The following is a 19,940-nucleotide window of genomic DNA, read 5'->3' as shown; positions in this document are numbered from 1 at the left end:
GTACCTGCCCCCCGTCCCCGCGAAGAAAGTTCACCGTGCCGTGACACCCACCCGGATCCTCGTCCTCAACTCCGGCTCGTCGTCGGTGAAGTACCAGCTGCTCGACATGGCCGACGGGAAGCGGCTGGCCGTCGGGCTCGCCGAGCGGATCGGTGAGGACACCTCGGCGCTCACCCACCACCCGCTCGGCACGGGCGGCGACAAGCGCCGCCACGAGTGCCGGCTCGCCGACCACGACGCGGCCCTGAAGGCCGTCGCCGGGGAGCTGTCGGCCGACGGCATCGGCCTGGACTCCCCCGAACTGGCCGCGATCGGGCACCGGGTGGTGCACGGCGGACTGCGGTTCACCGAGCCGACGCTGATCGACGATGCCGTGCTCAAGGAGATCGAGCGCCTGGTGCCCGTCGCTCCGCTGCACAACCCGGCCAACATCACCGGCATCAGAACGGCACAGCGGCTGCGCCCCGACCTGCCGCAGGTCGCGGTCTTCGACACGGCCTTCCACTCCTCGATGCCCGAGCACGCGGCCCGCTACGCGATCGACGTAAGGACCGCGGACGAGCACCGCATCCGCAGATACGGCTTCCACGGCACCTCGCACGCCTATGTCTCCCGCAAGACCGCCGAACTGCTGGGCAAGGACCCCTCCGAGGTCAACGTCATCGTGCTGCACCTGGGCAACGGCGCCTCGGCCTCCGCCGTGCGCGGCGGGCTGTGCGTGGACACCTCCATGGGCCTCACCCCGCTGGAGGGCCTGGTGATGGGCACCCGCTCGGGCGACATCGACCCGGCCGTCGTCTTCCATCTTGGCCGGGTGGCCGGGATGGGCACCGACGAGGTGGACGAGCTGCTGAACAAGCGCAGCGGCCTGGTCGGGCTGTGCGGGGAGAACGACATGCGCGAGATCCGCCGCCGTATCGACGAGGGCGACGCGGCGGCGAAGCTCGCGTTCGACATCTACATCCACCGGCTGAAGAAATACATCGGCGCCTACTACGCCGTGCTCGGCACCGTGGACGCCGTCGTCTTCACGGCGGGCGTGGGCGAGAACGCCGCGCCCGTACGGGAGGCAGCCGTCGCCGGGCTGGATCAACTGGGCCTGGCCGTCGACGCGGAGCTGAACACCGCACCCGGCGACGCGGCACGGCTGATCTCGCCCGCCTCGGCGCGGGTGAAGGTCGGCATCGTCCCCACCGACGAGGAGCTGGAGATCGCAGAGCAGACCTATGCGCTGGTCACGGCCCGGTGACCAACCCCGATTCGTTCAGTATCTAAACAAAACGATAGGATCGCCCCCATGCGCCGTTCCAAAATCGTCTGCACCCTGGGCCCCGCTGTCGACTCCTACGAACAGCTCAAGACGCTGATCGAGGCGGGCATGAACGTGGCCCGGTTCAACATGAGCCACGGGTCCCACTCCGAGCACGAGGAGCGGTACCACCGCGTCCGCAAGGCCGCCGAGGAGACCGGCCGCGCCGTCGGCGTACTCGCCGACCTCCAGGGCCCCAAGATCCGCCTGGAGACCTTCGCCGAGGGCCCCGTCGAGCTGGTGCGCGGTGAGGAATTCACCATCACCACCGAGGACGTGGCCGGCGACAAGAGCATCTGCGGCACCACCTACAAGGGCCTGCCGGCCGACGTGTCCAAGGGCGACCCGATCCTGATCAACGACGGGAACGTCGCCCTCCAGGTCATCGAGGTCGCAGGTCCTCGGGTGCGCACCATCGTGATCGAGGGCGGTGTCATCTCCGACCACAAGGGCATCAACCTGCCCGGCGCGGCGGTGAACGTACCCGCGCTGTCCGAGAAGGACATCGACGACCTGAAGTTCGCGCTCCATATGGGCTGCGACATGGTGGCGCTCTCCTTCGTGCGCAGCGCCTCCGACGTCCGGGACGTGCACCGCGTCATGGACGACGTCGGCCGCCGGGTGCCGGTGATCGCCAAGGTGGAGAAGCCGCAGGCGGTCGCCAACATGGAGGAGGTCGTCATGGCCTTCGACGGGGTGATGGTGGCCCGCGGCGACCTGGCGGTCGAGTACCCGCTGGAGAAGGTCCCGATGGTGCAGAAGCGCCTGATCGAGCTGTGCCGCAGGAATGCCAAGCCGGTGATCGTCGCGACCCAGATGATGGAGTCGATGATCACCAACTCCCGCCCCACGCGCGCCGAGGCGAGCGATGTCGCCAACGCCGTGCTGGACGGCGCCGACGCGGTGATGCTCTCGGCCGAGTCCTCGGTCGGCCAGTACCCGGTCGAGACCGTCAAGACCATGTCGAAGATCGTGCAGGCGGCCGAGGTGGAGCTGCTCAGCCGCGGCCTCCAGCCGCTGGTGCAGGGCAAGAAGCCGCGCACGCAGGGCGGCGCCGTCGCACGCGCCGCCTGCGAGATGGCGGACTTCCTGGACGGCAGGGCGCTGGTCGCCTTCACCAAGTCCGGTGACACCGCGCGCAGGCTCTCCCGCTACCGGGTGTCCCAGCCGGTCCTCGCGTTCACCACCGACCCCTCCACCCGCAACCAGCTCACCCTGTCCTGGGGCGTGGAGACGTACGTGGTCAAGCACGTCGACCACACCGACGAGATGGTCGAACTGGTCGACGCCGAGCTGCTCAAGCTCCAGCGCTACGAGGTGGGCGACACGATGCTCATCACCGCCGGCTCGCCTCCCGGCGTCCCCGGCACGACCAACATGGTCCGCGTGCACCGGCTCGGCAGCGCGCAGAACTAGGCCGTTGCCCGGCGGGCTTCGCGGAGTACGCCGGGCTTCGCGGAACCCGGCGGTGCCTCGCGGGGTACGCCGCCGCTGTCGGTGGCCCGCGGACCGCGGGCGGAGCGGACCGCGTCTGGCCACGCGAAACCACATGAGGAAGGCCCGCGCCGTCGACGGCGCGGGCCTTCCTCATGTGGGGGTGGGATGTGGCTACTTGACCCACTGGTGGAGTCCGGGAACGGTCAGGTTCCCGCCGAACTGGCCTGCCTGCTTCACGTTCACCTTGGTGAAGTAGGCGAACGGCACATTGATCGGAGGCGGTGTCTCCGGGCTGAACGTGATCGGGATGAGGCCGAAGAGGTTCCCCTTCAGCTCCTCCGTGTACATCGTGACCTTGCCGCCCCGGATCGTGGACGTGGAGCCCTCGGCCGCCTGCACGTGGTACGTCGTCCCGTTGGGGCCCTTGACCGTCTGGTGGAGGTCGCCGATGTCCAGGGTGTCCGCCGTGAACTTGAGCGCCTGCTTCGTCTTGCCGTTCGGCATGGTGATGTTGACGACGCCCTCGTAGTCGAGGCCCTTGAGCGTGAGGGAGGAAGCCTCCAGGTTCCACGGCTGGTTGGGCACCTGTGCGGGAGTCTGCTCGTCGGTGCCGTCGACGTCCGTCTTCTCGGGGCAGGGGAACGGCTTGCCCGCGTCCTTCGCGGCGTCGTAGTCGCGCGCCGTGCCGTCCTTCTTGGAGACGCCGGGCTCGTCCTCGGACTTCTTCGCGTCCTTGGCCGCCTTCTCCGCCTTGGCCTTCTCCTTGGCCTTCTCGGCCAGCTTCTCCTGGGCTGCCTTCTCCTTGGCGGCCGAGGAGTCCTTCCCCGCGGTACCGGAGCCGGGGTCACCCTTGTCGGCCCGGGCGTCAGCGCGGTCGTTCCCGCCGGGCGCCGCCGGCTTCTCGCGGGGCGCCGACGGCTTGTCCGCGTCCTCGTCCGCGTCCGCCGAGCCTGAGCCCGAGCCGGAGGACGGCGAAGGAGCGGGCTTTTCACTCTTCTCGCCCGCGGGCTCGCCCTTCTCGTCCTTGGGCTTGAACGCGTCGTCGATCTTCTTGCCCACGCCCAACGGGTCGTACCAGGGGTTCTTCTCCCCGGAGTCGTCCCCGGTCTCGCCGCCCGGCTTCGAGGCCGCGGGCGGGGACGAGGGCTTGCCGGCCGCGTCGTCGCCGCCGGAACCGCCGGAACCGCCGGAGGGCTTGGCGGGGCTCCCGGGCAGGCTCTTGTCCGCCGCGTCGCCGGAATCACCGGATCCGGGCTTCTTGTCCCCGTTGTCCCCGGGGCCCTCGCCGGCCGCCTTGGCCGCCTTCTCTCGCTTGGCCTGCTCGCGCTCCAGGTCCCGCTTGAGCTTCTCCGCCCGGTCCTTGCGGTCCTGCTTCTCGGCCTCCGTCTCCTCCTTGTCGGGAGCCGAGACACAGGCGTCGCCCTTGAAGGGGTTCTTGGGCAGCGGCTTGGCGTTGGCGAGCTGAGGCGTGAGCCCCATGCCCATCAGTACGGCGGACGGCATCGCGGCGAGCGCGACGGCCTTGCCCGCCGGTACGTGGAACCGGGTCAGCAGCGGCTTCCTCGGTGCCGCGTGCCGCGGCCCGGTTCTCCCACGGGTGTGCGGCGCGCTGTCAGCCGATGCGCCCGCCTCCTCGTGGACCTCGTCACCCGGCACGGTGCCTCCCGTTCCCGTCGTCGGCATCCGCCCCGTCCGGGAAAGATGCTCCAGAGACTGCTGTGGTCGCCCGAAGGTCGTCGTCCGGGTGTCCGGGTGCGTCCTGCGGACCGTCGGCGGCTGCTGCTGCGGCTGTGTCCGTCGGGTGCGCCGCGCCCCCGCCCTCGCTCTTCGCCTTCTCGTACTGTGCTGAACCGCCCGTCCCACGCCTGGTCTTCGGCGACTCGGGCTTGCCACCGGGTGCCCACGAGACGCCGAGGGCGCCGCCGAGAAGCCCGAGGATGAAGCCGATCAGGAAGGCGCCGACGTTGGACACGACCAGGGAGACCAGGGAGAGCAGGATCGCGGCGATACCCGCGAAGACCCGCGAGTGGGGCTGGAACCACATGGTGAGCCCGAGGACCACCAGGAGCACCCCGATGATCAGCGAACCCGCGCCCGCCGTCGTGGACATCCGGATGGTCAGGGAACCCAGAGTGAGATTCTGGTAAGGGATGTACATGATCGGGATGCCCGCCAGCAGCGTCAGCATCCCACCCCAGAACGGGCGCTGTCCGCGCCAGTCCCGGAACGAACTGCGCTTCTGGCCGAATCCGGTCGTCAGCCTCTGTCGCGTGTCGGCGCTCATGGGTACGGCTCCTCGGGACTGGCACATAACTTGCTGAGGTGGAGCGGACCCTACGGGCGCGGAGCGCGGGCCCAGCCGAACTCCCGCTCCGCACCCGTGGGATCAGGACGTCAGTAGCACTCGCTCTTGCCCTTTTTGACGGACATGTGCAGACCGCTGAGCTTGAACGTGCCGGCGGTGGTCGCCCACGCGCGCTGCTTGACGTCCTTGAACTCGACACTGTCCGCCTGCTGGGAGAACGAGTCCTTCGCGTACTTGTCGCCCTTCGAAGGACCTGGACCCTTGGTGGTCTTGTCCACCGAGACGCCGATGTCGATGTTGTTGAACGTCGCGTCGGTGTGCAGGTCATCGGCGTCGATGTAGAGCTTCTTCGCCTCGACCTGCGGGCTGCCCTTGCCACCCGCGGTGAGCTTCATCGACATGTCGCCGAAGACCGGCACAGGGACGACGACGGACTGGCAGAGATTCCTGATCTTCGCCGAATTCATGCCGACGACGGCGACGGGCTTCTGGCCCGACTTGTTGGTGTCGATCGCGCCGTACTGGACGAAACCCTGTCCGTCGAGCTTGTCGGCCGTGACCTTGAACTGCTGGCCGGAGACGCTGAACGACGCCGCCAGCGCACCCTGCGAGAGGGCGACACCGATCGCTGCCGTAGCGGCCACGCTCGGCACCATGACGACGGCGAACCGCTTCCATCTGGTCCCGCCACGAGCCAGGGACTCCATGACTTTCCTCCTTCTCGGACGTACATCTCCGGCCTGGAGAGCCGTGCCGCCTTAGCTCAGCGGGCCGCTCCCTGCCGTGGGGGTACCTCCCGGCCGCGAGGGCTGGGGAGGGAGAAGTGCTACGTCCTCGGAAAGGAGAGCGCCGTCTTCGGCGTGCCGTCCTTCCTCACGTCACGTCCGAGCTGCCGGCGATCACCCCCGAGCGACAACCACGGGCCACGCTCTCGCGCAACCTTGCTTTGTACGGACAGGCCCTGCCGTGGAGCAGAGACCCCCCTGTCCTCAAGACCGGCGGCGGTGCGGGATGTTGCTGCGGGTGCCGGTCTGCTCGGTGGGGACCCATGCCGCGGGGCGCCGAATGGTTGCCGGGCTGCGTGGCGATGGACCGAGCTTGGCCGATCGTGGTGCATCTGGGGCCCGTACACAAGGGGGTTCATTACTTACGAGTAACGGCCGGATAACCGGCAGGCCCCCGGAGGGCATCAGTTGGCGACGGAGGGTCGCGACAGGCAGCCGGAAAAGGAGTGGATCAGTCGGACATCGAGGGACGAATTCCCGACCATTTCTCACTGCGAGTAACAGCGGCCGTATTTGCCAAGTTTTGGCAAAGCACGGCCGCTGATGTCGCTAAATCAATGAGTGGTGACGCGTGTGTGACCGCCGGTACGGGCAGGTCAGAACAGCGCTCGGGCGATCAGAACAGTGCACGGGCCAGCGCCCCGCGTGCGGCGACCACCCGCGGGTCCTCCGCGCCGATCACCTCGAAAAGCTCCAGCAGACGGAGCCGCGCCGCCTCCCTGTCGTCCCCCGCGCTCCTCTGCACCGTCTCCACCAGACGCCCGAAGGCGTCCTCGACATGGCCGCCCGCCATGTCCAGGTCCGCGACCCGCAGTTGCGCCGCCACATCGGCGGGGCTGTCGGCCGCTTCCTTGCGGACCTGGCGCGCGTCGAGGCCCGTGACACGGTCGAGGAGTTCGGCCATGGCCAGACCGACCTTGGCCTCCACATTGCCCGGCTCGTCCGACAGCTTGTTGCGGTACGCCTGGATCGCGCCGGGCAGATCGCCCGAGTCCAGCGCCTGCTGTGCCGCCGCCAGCACCGGGTCCTCCGGGACCTCGGGCTCCTCGGCGGGCTCCGCCTCTTCCTCCTGGGGCACACCCTGGACGCCCGTGATGCCGAACCGCTCCTCTGCGACCTGCACCAGCTGGTCCAGCGTGCCCCGGATCTGCTCCTCCGGAGCCGCACCCTGGAAGAGGGGCAGGGCCTGGCCCGCCACGACGGCGAAGACCGCCGGGATCCCCTGCACGCCGAACTGCTGCATCAGCATCTGGTTCTTGTCGACGTCGATCTTCGCCAGCAGGAGACGGCCCGCGTACTCCCGCGTGATCCGTTCAAGAACCGGTGAGAGCTGCTTGCACGGCTCGCACCACTCCGCCCAGAAGTCGATGACGACGGGGACCTCGGCGGAGCGCTGGAGTACGTCCGCCTCGAAGGTTGCCTCGTCCACATCGAACACCAGGGCCGACGGGGCCGGCGCCCCGCCGCCCTCTGCGGCGTCGGCTCGCGCCTTCTCCGCCTTCTGCTTGGCCTCTCCGGCCGCCTTCACCGCGGCGAGGTCGACCACTCCGCTCATGGACATATTGCGTGGCTGCATGAGACCAGTCTCCCCCCTTCGCGTGGGCGCGTGTGAACTGACGCCGGGTCGGCGTCTTGCGGGTGCGGCTTGCGCCTTGCCTCGCGTGTGTGGCTTGCGTTGTCCGTACGGCTTGCGTTGTCCGTACGGCTTGCGCCGTGCGCCGTGTGTGCAGCTTGCGTCTTGTTGCCGGGTCCCCACCCGGCTTGTGGTTGTCGCGCGGGGTCGTCTGCGCTCGACTATTCCGCTACGGGTCGTAGCGTAACTCGATGGGGGCGCGTGTCCGCAAGGGCGTTCGGGGGTGGGTGTCGGTGATCCACCTCACCGGGGTCGGCGTGCCGGTCGGTGTCGGCGTACCAGTCGGTATGGTGCCCGCCATGGCTCCCTCCACTCCGCAGCGTCGCGGGCGGCCCCGCAGTGCGGCGGCCGACCGCGCGATCCTCGACGCGACCCGCGCCGCCCTTGTCGAAGTGGGCTGGAGCAGGCTGACGATGAGCCATGTCGCCATCCGGGCCGGCGTCGCCAAGACCACGCTCTATCGGCGCTGGGGCGCCAAGAGTGAGCTGGTCGTCGATGCCGTCGCCGTGCTCTTCGACGAACTCGAACTTCCCGACCGCGGGAGTCTGCGTGCCGACATCGAGGGTGTCGTTCTCTCCTTCGCCGCGCTGCTGGAGCGGCCCGAGACGAAGACCGCCCTCATGGCGGTCATCGCCGAGTCGACCTCTGACGAGGCCCTGCGGGTTCGCGTGCGCGAGGCCATCGTCGATCGTCAGAAACGGCTCGTGGTGGAGGGGCGGGTGCGGGCCCAGGCCCGGGGTGAGCTTCCGCCCGATCCGGCGGACGGGGACGAGACCCGGCGGGTCATCGACCTGATCTTTGACGTGATCGCCGGGGCTGTTGTGCATCGGGCGTTGGTGAGTGATGGGGTGGTGGATTCGGGGTGGGCTGCGCGGTTCACCACGTTGTTGTTGGGGGGGTTGGGTGCCGCGTGAGCCTGCGGCTTGCCTGTGGCTTGCCTGTGGCTTGTGCCTCGGCGTTTCCTGACCGGTTCGTTTCCGGCTTTCCGTTCCTAATGGGGCTTCGCCCCTTGCCCCGTTGGCCTCGCCGGCCGGGCGTCGGGGGGCTCCTCCCCCAGACTCCGTCCGGGGGGACCCCCACCCGGCAATCCCCCCGCCAAAAGGGGCTCCGCCCCCTCTGGACTCCCCCGCCCGTATCCGGGCCCGCCCTGAAGTAAAGGTGAGGCGCGGCGAGTTCGAGGCCGTCCTGGGGGACCTGGGGGAGGTGAAAGGGCCAGGTTCAGAGTTCGTAGCGGGCGGGGGTGAAGAGGTGGAGGTTGGCGGCTACCCAGATGGAGGTGGCCATGAGGCCCTCGCGTAGGGGGACTTGGGGGGTCCAGCCGGACAGTGTGCGGGCGCGTGAGTTGTCGGAGAGGAGGCGGGTGACCTCGCTGGAGGTGGGGCGTACGCGGGCGTCGTCCAGGACTATGTCCGCCTCGCATTCGGAGACGGAGATCAGTTCCGTGGCGAGGTCGCCCACGGAGATCTCGCGGCCACTGCCGAGGTTGACGACCTCGCCGACCGCTGCGGGGCTCTCGGCCAGGGCGAGGAAGCCGGCTGCGGTGTCGGTGACATAGGTGAAGTCGCGGGTCGGTGTCAGGGAGCCGAGCTTGATCTCGCGGGCGCCCGAGTGGAGTTGGGCCAGTATCGCGGGGATGACGGCGCGTGCTGACTGGCGTGGGCCGTAGGTGTTGAAGGGGCGTACGACGGTGACGGGCAGCCCGAAGGCGTGCCAGTGCGAGAGTGCGGTCATGTCCGCGCCGATCTTGGATGCGGAGTAGGGCGACTGCGGCTGGAGAGGGTGTTCCTCGCTGATGGGTACGGTGCGCGCGCTGCCGTAGACCTCGCTGGTCGAGGTGTGCAGCAGTCGGCTCACACCGTGTTCGCGGCATGCCTCGGCGATGTTCTCCGTGCCGGTCACGTTCGTCTGGACGTAGGCACCGGGCGAGACGTAGCTGTAGGGGATGCCGATCAGTGCGGCGAGGTGGAAGACGGTGTCGCAGCCGGCGACGGCTTCCCGTACCCGGCCGGGGTCGCGGATGTCGCCGGCGAAGAACTCGACGGGCGCGTCGGCGCGGCCGAGGTGGTGGGCGAGGTGGCCCTTGTCGCCGTACGGCTTGTAGTGGACGAAGGCACGCACGCGGGCGCCCTGTTCCACGAGCATGTCGACGAGGGTGCTGCCGATGAAGCCCTCGGCTCCGGTGACGAGGACGGTACGGCCGTTCCAGTGCTGGGTGTTCACGCTGACTCTTTCCTGTGGATGCGGAGCCCTGCGAGGTGCAGGACCTTGTGGGCGAGCAGGTCGGCTGCCTGTGCGTGGGTGCCGGGTGCGGCGGCGCCGCTCATCGCGGCGAGGCGCGCGGGGTCGTCCAGGAGCGGTTCGAGGAGGGCAGCGAGGCGGTCGCCCGTCGTTTCGGCGTCGGGCAGGAGGAGGCCGGCGCCCTGTTCGGTGAGGACCCGCGCGTTGTGCGTCTGGTGGTCGCCGGGGGCGTGCGGGTAGGGGACCAGGACGGCGGGGACGCCGGTGGTCGCCAGTTCGGCGACGGTCGCCGAGCCGGCTCTGCAGACGACCAGGTCGGCCGCCGCGTAGGCGAGGTCCATGCGGTCCAGGTAGGGCACGGCGCGTGCGGTGTGCTCGCCGCTCTCTGCCGCCAGGCGTGCGCGGGCTCCGTCGAGGGCTGCGGGGCCCGTCTTGATGAGCAGGTGGACATCGGTGCGGCGCTCGTGGTGCCAGCGTGCGGCGAGGGCTGTGGCGGCGTGGGTGAGCCGTTCGGCGCCGAGACTGCCGCCGTTGACGAGGACCAGCCGGGCTCCGGATGGCACGCCGAGTGTGTGTCTGGCCTCGTGGCGCAGGGCGGCGCGGTTCCGGCCCAGTGCGGCGAGGGGCGCCGCGACGGGCATGCCGACGACCTCGGCGCCCTCACCTCCTGGCAGGTGCGCGCGGCTGCGTTCGAAGGCGAGGGCGACATGCGGGGTGAGGCGGGCGGCGAACCTGTTGGCGCGGCCCGGTACGGCGTTGGACTCGTGGACGAGGCTCGGCAGCCCCGCCATGCGCGCGCCGACGACGGCCGGGGCACTGGCGTAGCCGCCCATGCCGACGGCGACCTGGGCACGCTGGTTCCGCAGGACCTCGCGTGCCTGGCGTCCGGCGCGCAGCAGCGCGGCTGGCAGCAGGTAGCGGCGGGCGCCGAGCGCGGGGTCGAACGGGATCATGTCGAGGGTGTGCAGGGTGTGACCCGCCTCGGGAACGAGGCGGGTCTCCAGGCCGCGTTCGGTGCCGACGAAGGAGATCCGCGCGCCGGGTTCGGCCCGCAGCAGCGCCTCGGCCAGCGCGAGGCCCGGGTAGATGTGCCCGCCCGTGCCGCCGGCGCCGATGACGACGGACAGGGTTTCGTATCGCTCGCGTGGTGGTGTCCGCATGGGGCCACGCTCGCGAAATGTTCTAAGAGGGTTCTAAGAGTGGAGTTTGGGAGCCTATGTCCATGGCGACGAACCGTGACGCACCCGCGAAGGTCCTGGTGGTCGACGACGATCCGGAGGTCAGGGACGCGGTGAGCGATGCGCTGGCCGTGGAGGGGCACGAGGTGCGGTCCGCGCCCGACGGGCTGGCGGCGCTGGGCGAGCACGCCCGGTGGGGGCCGGACGCGCTGGTGCTGGATGTGCTGATGCCCGTGCTCGACGGGCTGGCCGTCTGCCGCCGGCTGCGGGGCGTCGGCGACCGTACGCCCATCCTCGTGCTGACGGCGCTGGACTCGGTGAGCGAGCGGGTGGACGGGCTGGACGCGGGGGCCGACGACTATCTCGTCAAGCCGTTCGCGCTGGACGAGCTGACCGCACGGGTCCGGGCTCTGCTGCGCCGTACGTCGGCCGGCACGCCACCGGCTGACGGGCCGCTGTCGGTGGGTGACCTGGAGCTGGACCCCGACACCCGTACGGGGTGGCGTGCAGGACGCACGATCGAGTTCACCGGAACGGAGTGCGTGCTGCTGGGGCTGCTGATGCGGAACCGGGGCCGTACGGTCCCGCGCGGGGTGCTGCTGGAGGAGGTGTGGGGGCGCGACTTCGGCCCCGACTCCAACTCCCTCGCCGTGTACATCGGTTACCTGCGCCGCAAGCTGGAGGCCGGGGGAGAGCCGCGCATGGTGCAGACGGTGCACGGCGTGGGCTACCGGCTGGAGACCGGGGAAGCGGACGGAACGGCTCTGTGAGCGCCTGGAAGCGGCGCGGCCCGCTGCGTACGCGGCTGGCGCTGGCGGCCACCTGTGCCGTGGCGCTGGTCGCCGTGGGGGTGTGCGCCGCCGCGTTCGTCGTCATCAGGTACGAGCTGAACCACCAGCTCGAACTGAACCTCACACAGTCCGCCAGCCTCGCCAAGCAGGAAGCGCACGACGACAGGCGTCCGCGTGTGATCGCGGCCGACTGCCGCTACCTGGCGGCGCCCGCCTGCTCCCAGGTCGTACCTGAGCGCCCGGCCGGCGACCCACGTGCGGGCGACCCGTATCCGCTGCCCGTCGGCGGGCCCACCCGCGAGGTCGCGGCGGGCGAACGTGCCCCGTACTACAGCCGGGTGACCGTGCACGGCTACCCGGCACGCATGCTCACGACGCCGCTGGAGGGCCACCGCGCGCTCCAGGTCGCGCTGCGTTCGGACACCGTGGACAACGGTGTGCGGCAGGCGGCGCTGCTGCTGGCCGCCGTGGGCTGTGCCGGGGTGCTGCTGGCGGCGGGACTGGGCTACTGGGTCTCGCGTACGGGGCTCGCTCCGGTCGCGCGGCTCACGGCAACGGCCGAACGCATCGCCTCCACCCGCGACCCGGGGCACCGCATCCGGCTGCCGCGCGGCTCCCGCACCAGGGAGGACGAACTGACGCGCCTGGCGGGCAGTTTCAACACGATGCTGGACGCGCTGGAGCAGTCCGTCGCGGCGCAGCGCCGCCTCGTCGCCGATGCCTCGCACGAGCTGCGTACACCGCTGACGGCGCTGCGCACCAACACCGAACTGCTCGCGCGTGCCGACCGGCTGACCGCCGCACAGCGTGAGCGCGCCGCCGGGGCACTGGGCCGTCAGCTACGGGAGATGACCGCGCTGGTCAACGACTTGATCGAGCTGGCAAGGGACGAGGAGCCGCAGCCGCTGGTGGAGCGGGTTGAGCTGGCGCCGCTCGTCCGGCACGCGGTGGAGGCGGCGCGCGAGCACTGGCCGGACACGGACTTCCGGCTCGACGAGGGCCCCGGCGCATGCGGTGCCGCTGTGCCGGGGGTGCCCGCGCGGCTGTCCCGGCTGCTGTCCAACCTCCTGGACAACGCGGCCAAGTTCAGCGGCTCCGGCGTGGTGGTGGGGCTCGGCGTCGTGGAGGGGCGTCCGGAGGTCACCGTGCGCGACCACGGCCCTGGGCTGGCGGACGAGGATCTGCCGTACGTCTTCGACCGGTTCTACCGCTCCGACACGGCACGCGCACTCCCCGGCTCGGGACTCGGCCTGGCCATGGCCCGCCAGATCGCGCACGCCCACGACGCACGGCTCACCGCCGAGAGCCCGCACGGCGGCGGCGCACTGTTCCGGCTGCGCTTTGTGTAGAGCTGCGCCGTGTGCGGAGACGCGTTCCCTGTAGTGCTGCGTTTCCGTGGAGCCGTGTATGTCCGCTGGGCTGCGCTTGCTGCCGAGGGGTGCTTTCTGCGGAGAGGCACCCTTGAGACGGAATTGAGACGCAGCGGGAGAAGCCTCGGAGGGCCAACATCCGTACGGCACAGAGGAGTTGCCATGGATACGTTGTCCGCACTCGCTCCCCGCCAGGCCGGCACCCTCACCCGGGAGCCCGCCGTCGAGTTCGACTCCTTCGAGCAGGCCGCCGCCGCGGCCGACCGCTGCCCGATCAGCTGTGTGTGCTCGGGCAGCACGCACAACTGTGTGGCGACGGGGCACAGCGCCTTCGAGTAGCCCCGGGGCCGCACGGTCCAAGGAGCCGCATGTCAGGGGATGGCCGGGAGAGGTGTGTGATGACCCCGTCGGGCGTGAACGTGGAACCCGCAGCGGACACGGCAGCCGTGGAGCACCGCGACGGGCCCTTCACGGCCCGCTGGTACGCGGGCGAACGCGGCGCGCTCGCGCTGCGTATCCCAGGGCCTGACGGGGAGTTCTTCGACGCGGTGGCGAGCATGGAGTACCGCTGCCCGCCCTGGGTGTCCGATCCGTTCACCGCACCTGACGCCCGGCCCGGAGGCGGGCACGGCGGGGAGAGCGCCGGCGGGGAGGGGCCCGGCGGGGATGTTCTGGGCGGGCGCTACCGCGTCACCCGCGGCATCTACCAGGCGGCGCACGGCAACGTCTTCCGTGCCGTCGACACGGAGACCCGCAGGCCCGTCGTCGTCAAACAGGCCCGGGCCCACGTGGGCGAGGGCAAGGACGGCAGCGACGCGCGTACGAGGCTGCGCAACGAGCGCCGGGTGCTGGAGGCCGCCGACGGTGTCGAGGGCGTACCCGCGCTGGTCGACCACTTCGCACACGGGGCCGACGAGTTCCTCGCCACCAGTGACGCGGGCAGCACCAACCTGCTGCTCCACGTACGGCTGCACGGCAGCTTCATGCCGCCCGCGCACACTCCGGGCTGGGCGCCGCCCTTCGCGTTCCTGCGCCTGATGACGGAAGTGGCCGCCACGCTGGAGGCGCTGCACGCACGGGGAATCGTGATGCGCGACGTCACGCCCCGCAACATCGTGCTGGGCGCCGAGCGTGCCGTCCTCATCGACTTCGGCCTCGCCGCCTGGAACGGCTTCCATCTGCCGGGCGGCACACCGGGGTTCGCACCCGCACGCCAGTTGCGGGGCGGCACACCGCGGCCGGAGGACGACTGCTTCGCGCTCGGGATGGTGCTGGGCTACGCGGCGACCGGCATGCTGCCGCTCGCCGGGGTCACCGTCCCCGGGCTGGCCCGCACACGGATGCTCCAGGCGGTGACCGCGCTCTACGGAGAGGAGCAGCGGGACTTCGCACGCCTCCTGGGCGCACTGCTCTCCGACGAACCGGGGGCCGCGCGCGGCGCGTTGGGGGCGCTGGCCGCGCGCGGATGGTTCGGGCGGGAGGGAGCTCCGCGTACGGCGCCGCCGGTCGGCGGCGGCGCCGTACGCGTCGAGCCCGCCACGCTCGCACGGCACGTACTGGACTCGGTCATCAGCGGGGTGGAAGCTGACCTGCTCGCCGCGCCCGGTGCCTCCATCGGCGCCGTCGACGCGAGCGTGTACACCGGCAGCGCCGGTATCGGCCTCGAACTGCTGCACCACCGCGACCACAAGGACGTGCCCGCGCTGCTCCCCCGGCTCGCCTCCCACGCGGTCACCGCCGCGCACCGGGTGGACCTCGCACCAGGACTCCTCGCCGGAGCGACGGGCGTCCACGTCTTCCTCGCGGCCCTGCGCGCCGAGGGAGTGGCGTGGGCCGAGGAAACGCCCGGACACGAGGAAAGGCAGGGGCACGGAGGAACGGAGGGGTGCGGGGGAACGGAGGGGCGCGGGGCGTACGGACTGGCCTTCGCCCGGCAGGGTGCCGCTCCCGACGCGAGCGACGACATCCTCAGCGGCACGGCGGGGATCGGCCTGGGGCACCTGTTCCTCGGCGACCTGGAAGAGGGCGCCACGGGCGCGGCGCACCTGGACGCCGCGCGTGCGTGCGCTGACGAGCTGCTGGCACGGGACGAGCCGCGCATGTCGGTGACACCCGACAGCGGGCTGCCCCAGGGCGCAGGCGTCGACCCGTCGTTCGGCTACGCGCACGGGCTCGCGGGCGTCGTCGATTTCCTGCTGGCGCTGGCCGCCAGGGACGGCGAGGGTGCCGACCCCCGTGTGGTCCACGGGGCACACACCCGGGCGCTCGCTCTATGTGCGCGCGCCGGGGACCTCGTCGCCGCTTCCGGCGCCGCCTCGGCCGTACCCATCACCGCCTCCTGGTGCCAGGGCCTCGCGGGCGCCGCCCGGACCCTGCACCACGCGGGGCGCCTCTTCGGCGACCCCGCCTTCACCGGGGCCGCGCTCTCGGCCGCCGCAGCGTGCGCCGCGTGGGTGCCCCGCATGGAGAACCTCTCGCAGTGCTGCGGGGTGGCCGGCGCGGGCAGCGCGCTCGCTGAGATCGCCCATGACACCGGTGACGAGCGCTGCTGGGACGGCGCACACCGTGCCGCGCGGCACCTCGTGGCCCGTAGCTTCGACCCGGACGAGGCGCCGCTCCTCATCGCGCCCGGGGCCCAGGACGCCCCGCACTCCTGGGGCATGGGCACCACGGGCCTGCTCGCCTTCCTCCGCCGCCTCACCCGTCCCCACACCCCGGACCTCCTCACACGGACGGTGTGACCCAGCTCCGGGGTACGGGGACGCGCGGCTCACCCGCGAGTACGCGGAAGGCGCCGGGAGCGCTCAGAAGACGGGCGGCTCCGTGTAGGCGCCCCACTCGTCGCGGAGGGTGCCGCAGATCTCGCCGAGGGTCGCCTCTGCCCGCACGGCATCCAGCATCGGCGCGATCATGTTCCCCGAACCCCGTGCCGCGGCGAGCAGTTCATCGAGCGCGCGCCGCACGACGGCCTCGTCCCTGGCCGCCTTGCGGTCGGCGAGTGCCCGTACCTGCTCGCGCTCGACCTCGTGGCTGACCCGCAGGATCTCCAGATCACCCGTGACGGAACCGGTATGGCAGTTGACGCCGACTACGCGCTTGGCGTTCTTCTCCAGCGCCGTCTGGTACTGGAAGGCGGATTCGGCGATCTCGCCCGTGAACCAGCCGTCCTCGATGCCGCGCAGGATGCCGGAGGTGATCGGCCCCACCGGGTACTGCTCGTCGGGCACGGCCCGGCGGCCCCGCTCGCGGATCTGCGCGAACACCTTCTCCGCGTCGGCCTCGATACGGTCGGTCAGCGCCTCGACGTACCAGGAACCGCCCAGCGGGTCGGCCACGTTGGTGACGCCGGTCTCCTCCATGAGCACCTGCTGCGTACGCAGCGCGATCTCGGCGGCCCGCTCGCTGGGCAGCGCGAGGGTCTCGTCGAGCGCGTTGGTGTGCAGCGAGTTGGTGCCGCCGAGCACGGCGGAGAGTGCCTCTATGGCCGTCCGTACGACGTTGTTGTACGGCTGCTGCGCGGTCAGCGAGACGCCGGCCGTCTGCGTGTGGAAACGCAGCCACTGCGCCTTCTCGCTCCGCGCCCCGTACACGTCCCGCATCCACCGCGCCCAGATCCGGCGTGCCGCACGGAACTTGGCGATCTCCTCGAAGAAGTCCAGGTGCGCGTCGAAGAAGAAGGACAGGCCCGGAGCGAACGTGTCGACGTCCAGACCGCGGCTGAGCCCCAACTCGACGTAGCCGAAGCCGTCGGCCAGCGTGTACGCCAGCTCCTGCGCCGCCGTCGCGCCCGCCTCACGGATGTGGTACCCGGAGACGGACAGCGGCTTGTACGCCGGGATGCCCTGTGCGCAGTGCTCCATGAGGTCGCCGATGAGCCGCAGATGGGGCTCGGGCTGGAAGAGCCACTCCTTCTGCGCGATGTACTCCTTGAAGATGTCGGTCTGCAGCGTCCCGTTGAGCACGGCGGGGTCGACACCCTGCCGCTCGGCCGCGACGAGGTACATGCAGAAGACGGGGACCGCGGGCCCCGAGATGGTCATCGAGGTGGTGACATCGCCGAGCGGAATGCCGGAGAAGAGCACCTCCATGTCGGCGGCCGAGTCGATGGCGACACCACAGTGCCCGACCTCGCCGAGCGACTGGGGCTCGTCCGAGTCGCGGCCCATCAGCGTCGGCATGTCGAAGGCGACGGACAGCCCTCCGCCGCCCGCCTCCAGGATCATCTTGTACCGCTCGTTCGTCTGCTCGGCGTTGCCGAACCCGGCGAACTGGCGGATGGTCCAGGTCCTGCCCCTGTACCCCGTGGCGTACAGCCCCCGCGTGTACGGGAACTCGCCCGGCCAGCCGATGCGCTCGAACCCTTCTACGGTGTCGCCGTCCCGGGGTCCGTAGACCGGCTCAACGGGGTCGCCGCTGAGCGTGGTGAAATCCGCGTCCCGCTTGCGCGCAGCGTCGTAGCGCTCCTGCCAGCGGCGGCGGCCTTGTGCAATGGCGTCAGCATCCATACCGCCAAATTTACTAGGACGTCCAAGTAAAAGTCGATGACAAAGCCTCCGTCATCCCCTGTGGCGGATGACGGAGGCTCGCGCCGGACACGCGCGCGGGGTACGCGGAACCGCTCAGGAGGCGCTGACCGGCGCCGCGCCGTTCTGCTCGACCAGCGGCTCGACCTCGCGGGTGACCTTGCGCTCCACGAAGAACGCCGCCGTGGGAACGGTGCCCGCCAGCAGCACCCAGATCTGCTTGCCTACCGGCCACTTGGCCTTCTGGCCCAGGTCGAAGGCGAAGATCAGGTACAGGATGTAGAGCCAGCCGTGCGCGATGGCGACCGCGCTCGTGACGCCGGCGGCGCCGTCCATGCTCAGCAGATACTTGGCGATCATGCCGAGACACAGCAGGACGAGCAGCACGGCGGTGACGTAGGCCATGAGCCGGTAGCGGGTCAGCACGCTTCGTTTCATGAATACGAGCGTAATCGCCCGAAAATCCCCGGCGTCGGCGGGGACCACCAAGCCCTCGTCCGCCGCCGCGTCAGGACGCGGGGACCACCTACGCTCCGGCGGAGAAAGGCGCGCTGACCCGCAAGAACGAAACCGCGCCCCTACCCCTCGTCCCCGGGCTCCGAGAAGTCCCCGGCATCGATCCGCAGGGGCCGCAGCATCGCGAAGATCTCGTCCAGCTCCTCGGCGTCGTAGACCCCGAGCCCGAAGTCCCGCTCCATGAGGTCCTTGCTCGCCGCCTCGCACACCTCCCGCCCCTTCGGGGTGATCGCGGCGAGGGTGCCGCGCCCGTCGTTGGGGTTGGGCCGCTTCTCCACGAAGCCGGCGCCCTGGAGCCGGTCGACGGTGTTGGTGACCGACGTGGGGTGCACCATGAGGCGCTCGCCGATCTTCGACATCGGCAGCTCGCCCGCCTTCGAGAAGGTGAGCAGCACCAGCGCCTCGTACCGCGCGAACGTCAAACCGTACGGCTTGACCACCCCGTCGACCTCGGACAGCAGGATCTGCTGTGCCCGCATGATCGAGGTGATGGCCGCCATGGACGGCACGGACCCCCATCGCTGCTTCCAGTGTTCGTCAGCGCGGGCGATGGGGTCGAACGAGAGACTGAGCGGCTTCGGCACGCGCCCGACCCTACCGGCCGGTCATATCGTGGTCATCCTCGTCCCGAAACCTGAGCCGGCCCGCCCTCCCGTGCACCGCTGTCAGGACCGCTGTCAGGGCCGCGCCTGGCACCGGACCACCGCCAGTACGCACACCGTGCCCGCCACCCCCGTGAGGGCGATCGCCGTATGCGCGGGCAGCCACTCGGCCAGTGCGCCGCCCGCGGCCATGCCGAGTCCCTGTGCGCTCATCAGGCCCGCCGACATGAGCGTCATGGCGCGGCCCCGCAGCTCCTCCGGCACGGCGTCGAAGAACCAGCGGTCCAGGCCGAGCGTGTAGCCGATGCCCATGCCCGACAGGCACAGCGCGGCCAGCGCCAGGGGCAGGCCGGGGCGTACGGCGAAGATCAGGAGCGGTAGGAGAAGCGTCGCCGCCAGCGGCAGTACGAGGCGTTCGCGGGTCCGGGGCCGCAGGAACGTGCCGACCGCCAGCTCCGCCGCCACGCTGCCCACAGGCCCCGCGGCGAGCAGCAGCCCCACACCGACGGATCCCGCGTCCAGCGCGTCCGCGTACGGCGCCGCCAGCCCTTCGGGGACCACCGCGAACGTGGGCGGCAGCCAGCACAGCAGGAGCAGTACGCGCACCCTGCGGTCGGCCAGCAGCCGCCTGGTGCCACCGCGCGCCCGTTCGGCGGCGTGCGCGAGTGCGGGGCGCAGCCGGGTGCCCATCCGGAGGATCAGGGCCGAACCCAGGAACCCCGCAACGGTGATCACCAGCGCCTCACGCGGCGTGATCCACACCAGCAGCAGACCGGTCACCGCGTACCCGGCGACCTGAGCCCCTTGCGCGACGACCCGCAGCAGCGAACGCCCCAGCACGAACGCGTCCCCCTCCAGGATCGCGCCGAGGCTCGCCGCCCGTACGCCGGTGAACAACGGCTGTACGAAGGCGGAGGCAGCGCGCAGCGTCAGCAGCAGGGCCACGTGCGCGCCCGGCAGCAGCATCACCGCGACGCACGCCGCGCAGAACACATCGCACGCCACCAGCACCCTGCGCGCCGCGAACCTGTCCGCCACGGGGGCCAGGGCCACGCCGCCCAGCGCGTTCGGCAGGAAGCCGAGCGCGAATGTCAGGGCCGAGAGGAGGGGTGACGAGGTGTCCTCGTAGATCATCACGGGGAGGGCGAGCGCTGCGACCACCGTCCCGAGGAGGGAGAGGATGTGTGCGGCGAACATCGCCCGGAACTCCGCCGAGCGGAAGAGGGTGGTGTATCCCTGCGGTTCTGTTGTGC

Annotated in this window: 17 protein-coding genes; 7 read left to right on the top strand and 10 right to left on the bottom strand. The window is 70.8% G+C overall.

The features are described from left to right. Nucleotides 1-40 precede the first annotated feature (40 nt). Together NMN56_RS41900 and pyk are read left to right on the top strand one after the other, a co-directional pair. Nucleotides 41-1,249, top strand: a complete 1,209-nt coding sequence (locus NMN56_RS41900) for an acetate kinase (RefSeq protein ID WP_274045805.1) — start codon at nucleotides 41-43, stop codon at nucleotides 1,247-1,249. A 48-nt stretch (nucleotides 1,250-1,297) separates the two neighbouring features. Then, a complete protein-coding gene (pyk, locus tag NMN56_RS41895) occupies nucleotides 1,298-2,725 on the top strand; it encodes a pyruvate kinase (RefSeq protein ID WP_274045806.1) in 1,428 nt (475 codons plus the stop codon). A 192-nt stretch (nucleotides 2,726-2,917) separates the two neighbouring features. Here the strand turns inward: pyk and NMN56_RS41890 are convergent, their stop codons facing one another. The 4 genes from NMN56_RS41890 to NMN56_RS41875 all read right to left on the bottom strand — a co-directional run bounded on the left by NMN56_RS41890 (nucleotide 2,918) and on the right by NMN56_RS41875 (nucleotide 7,412). Further along, nucleotides 2,918-4,402, bottom strand: a complete 1,485-nt coding sequence (locus NMN56_RS41890; protein ID WP_274045807.1) for a hypothetical protein — start codon at nucleotides 4,400-4,402, stop codon at nucleotides 2,918-2,920. Further along, nucleotides 4,392-5,030 (bottom strand): DUF6114 domain-containing protein, encoded by a 639-nt coding sequence (locus NMN56_RS41885; RefSeq protein ID WP_274045808.1) that lies wholly within the window; start codon nucleotides 5,028-5,030, stop codon nucleotides 4,392-4,394. The genes NMN56_RS41890 and NMN56_RS41885 overlap by 11 nt, the downstream gene beginning before the upstream one ends. Nucleotides 5,031-5,140: 110 nt before the next feature. Further along, complete coding sequence (locus tag NMN56_RS41880) at nucleotides 5,141-5,758, bottom strand: DUF6230 family protein (protein WP_274045809.1); 618 nt, start codon at nucleotides 5,756-5,758, stop codon at nucleotides 5,141-5,143. A gap of 694 nt (nucleotides 5,759-6,452) precedes the next feature. Continuing rightward, nucleotides 6,453-7,412, bottom strand: a complete 960-nt coding sequence (locus NMN56_RS41875; RefSeq protein WP_274045810.1) for a tetratricopeptide repeat protein — start codon at nucleotides 7,410-7,412, stop codon at nucleotides 6,453-6,455. A 344-nt stretch (nucleotides 7,413-7,756) separates the two neighbouring features. Between NMN56_RS41875 and NMN56_RS41870 the strand changes: the two genes are divergently transcribed. Next, complete coding sequence (locus tag NMN56_RS41870; RefSeq protein ID WP_430542845.1) at nucleotides 7,757-8,383, top strand: TetR/AcrR family transcriptional regulator; 627 nt, start codon at nucleotides 7,757-7,759, stop codon at nucleotides 8,381-8,383. A 304-nt stretch (nucleotides 8,384-8,687) separates the two neighbouring features. On the opposite strand, the gene NMN56_RS41865 is transcribed toward NMN56_RS41870, so the two are convergent. Continuing rightward, nucleotides 8,688-9,689 (bottom strand): SDR family NAD(P)-dependent oxidoreductase, encoded by a 1,002-nt coding sequence (locus tag NMN56_RS41865; protein ID WP_274045811.1) that lies wholly within the window; start codon nucleotides 9,687-9,689, stop codon nucleotides 8,688-8,690. After that, entirely contained in the window at nucleotides 9,686-10,867 is a 1,182-nt protein-coding gene (locus NMN56_RS41860) for a UDP-N-acetylglucosamine--N-acetylmuramyl-(pentapeptide) pyrophosphoryl-undecaprenol N-acetylglucosamine transferase (RefSeq protein WP_274045812.1), read from the bottom strand. The genes NMN56_RS41865 and NMN56_RS41860 overlap by 4 nt, the downstream gene beginning before the upstream one ends. 62 nt (nucleotides 10,868-10,929) lie before the next feature. Here NMN56_RS41860 and NMN56_RS41855 point away from each other — a divergent pair, with 62 nt between their 5' ends. The 4 genes from NMN56_RS41855 to NMN56_RS41840 all read left to right on the top strand — a co-directional run bounded on the left by NMN56_RS41855 (nucleotide 10,930) and on the right by NMN56_RS41840 (nucleotide 15,787). Continuing rightward, nucleotides 10,930-11,655 (top strand): response regulator transcription factor, encoded by a 726-nt coding sequence (locus tag NMN56_RS41855; protein WP_430542844.1) that lies wholly within the window; start codon nucleotides 10,930-10,932, stop codon nucleotides 11,653-11,655. Beyond that, a complete protein-coding gene (locus NMN56_RS41850; RefSeq protein WP_274045814.1) occupies nucleotides 11,652-13,025 on the top strand; it encodes a sensor histidine kinase in 1,374 nt (457 codons plus the stop codon). Before NMN56_RS41855 ends, NMN56_RS41850 begins: the two co-directional genes overlap by 4 nt. Nucleotides 13,026-13,208: 183 nt before the next feature. Continuing rightward, nucleotides 13,209-13,385: a hypothetical protein gene (locus NMN56_RS41845; protein ID WP_274045815.1), complete on the top strand. Its 177-nt coding sequence runs from the start codon at nucleotides 13,209-13,211 to the stop codon at nucleotides 13,383-13,385. Nucleotides 13,386-13,444: 59 nt separating this feature from the next. Further along, entirely contained in the window at nucleotides 13,445-15,787 is a 2,343-nt protein-coding gene (locus NMN56_RS41840; RefSeq protein ID WP_280842871.1) for a lanthionine synthetase LanC family protein, read from the top strand. A 63-nt stretch (nucleotides 15,788-15,850) separates the two neighbouring features. Here the strand turns inward: NMN56_RS41840 and icmA are convergent, their stop codons facing one another. From icmA to NMN56_RS41820, 4 genes are all read right to left on the bottom strand, one after another. After that, nucleotides 15,851-17,551, bottom strand: coding sequence for a coenzyme B12-dependent isobutyryl-CoA mutase large subunit (gene icmA, locus NMN56_RS41835; protein ID WP_274045817.1), 1,701 nt, complete (start codon nucleotides 17,549-17,551; stop codon nucleotides 15,851-15,853). 114 nt (nucleotides 17,552-17,665) lie between these two features. Continuing rightward, nucleotides 17,666-18,007 (bottom strand): DUF3817 domain-containing protein, encoded by a 342-nt coding sequence (locus NMN56_RS41830; RefSeq protein WP_274045818.1) that lies wholly within the window; start codon nucleotides 18,005-18,007, stop codon nucleotides 17,666-17,668. Nucleotides 18,008-18,147: 140 nt separating this feature from the next. Further along, nucleotides 18,148-18,669, bottom strand: coding sequence for a MarR family winged helix-turn-helix transcriptional regulator (locus NMN56_RS41825; protein ID WP_274045819.1), 522 nt, complete (start codon nucleotides 18,667-18,669; stop codon nucleotides 18,148-18,150). Nucleotides 18,670-18,762: 93 nt separating this feature from the next. Further along, nucleotides 18,763-19,940, bottom strand: a 1,178-nt coding sequence (locus NMN56_RS41820) for an MFS transporter (RefSeq protein ID WP_283742566.1), incomplete at its 5' end; no start/stop codon positions are given.

Origin of the sequence: Streptomyces iconiensis (genome assembly GCF_028657195.3) — a bacterium.
Taxonomy (GTDB): domain Bacteria; phylum Actinomycetota; class Actinomycetes; order Streptomycetales; family Streptomycetaceae; genus Streptomyces; species Streptomyces iconiensis.
This window is presented reverse-complemented; position numbering and strand designations above follow the sequence as displayed.